1 protein-coding gene is annotated in these 1301 nt (G+C 68.1%); it reads right to left on the bottom strand.

The annotated features are described in order from the left end of the window. Window positions 1-110: 110 nt before the first annotated feature. The gene (locus tag GT755_RS09505; protein ID WP_161479375.1) at window positions 111-1064 is read right to left on the bottom strand and encodes an RNA ligase family protein; all 954 of its coding nucleotides are present in this window, start codon (window positions 1062-1064) and stop codon (window positions 111-113) included. Between the last annotated feature and the right edge of the window lie 237 nt (window positions 1065-1301).

Raw genomic sequence — 1301 nt, forward strand, 5'->3', positions numbered from 1 at the left:
TGCACTGTTTCCTCCGTGTGTTGGTCGTCCGTGTTTCGGACGACGCTCACGCTAGGACCGGGGTAAGGGGCCGTTCTGCGCACAAAACCACACAAGGCGTCTAGTGCGTACTACTGCACATACGTCGCCTTCCGGGCGCTGACCAGCAGGTGGGCGGCGGGGGTCAGTGTCGCTCCCAGCGGCTTCCACTCGGACTCCTCCAGGCCCCCCAGATCGTCACTGAGATCGGCCAGCAGGTCGTTGACGAGCTCAGAGGTGAGATCTGCCGCGCTCGCCCCCGGACCAAGCTTGCTCCATGCCGCGTCGGCCCTCGGTGGGGTCAGGCGTTCCACGGCGGCGGCCAGCAACCAGCCGGGCAACCCGTCGGAGGGCGGGATGAACGGGCGGGATCCGTCATAGCGGGCGTCTTCGGCGAAGCCGGGCTGCTTCACCTTCAGCGCCGGCCTTGGCCCGCGTACGGCGGTGTCCCACGGTCCTGAGGGCTTCACCACGTAGCCCTCGGCTCGGTTGTCGGTGACCTCCGGGAGGCCGAGCATCTGCGGAACCAGAGACGGGAAGTCAGCGGGCAAGTCCAAGAGGTCCTGTCGCCGACCCCTGCCCAGCACGGGCACGCACGACAGGCCGACCGGCTCGACCAGTGAGACCAGCTCATCCCGGCCGAGCCAGCGCGTGCCGGAGCCGCTTCGCACTGCGCCGTCGAAGGCGAGCCAGAGGAGGTCTGGGCCGTACCAGACGCCGGTCTGGACGGGGTTCAGCTCCGAGATCGGCGCCACCTCTGGGTGCGAGTAGCCGCCGCCGGCGAGTTCGCCGTACAGGATCAGCTCGGCACCCACCATGCGGGCGGCCGCTGCCGCGGCGGTGGCGAGGAAGGGCCAGAGCCGGGTCACGCCGAAGAAGGCTTCGAAGCGCTCCTCTTGCAGCACTCCGCGCCGTCCGGCGGGGCGGGTGGTGGTCCCGTCGCTGACGAGGGCGAAGTGTGCTCCGTGCACCTTCTCTTCCGCCACCCAGATGCCGCCGGGGAGCGGACCGTCGCCGAAGCGCTGCTCGATCTTGGGATACCACATGGCGGCAGCCTCCTCAGGAAGGGGGAAGCCGATCAACCGCTTTTCGCGCCTGAGGTGTGGGTTTGTGTACTAATGCACGCTCGATGGCTTGTGTGGTTTTGTGAGCAGAACGGCCCCTTGCCCCGGTCCTAGCGTGAGCGTCGTCCGAAACACGGACGACCAACACACGGAGGAAACAGTGCACACGATCGGCAAGCTGCTCGCCGGGACCGTTCTGGCCGGCGTCGTGGCCACGGG

Source organism: Herbidospora solisilvae, assembly GCF_009901565.1.
GTDB classification, from domain to species: domain Bacteria; phylum Actinomycetota; class Actinomycetes; order Streptosporangiales; family Streptosporangiaceae; genus Herbidospora; species Herbidospora solisilvae.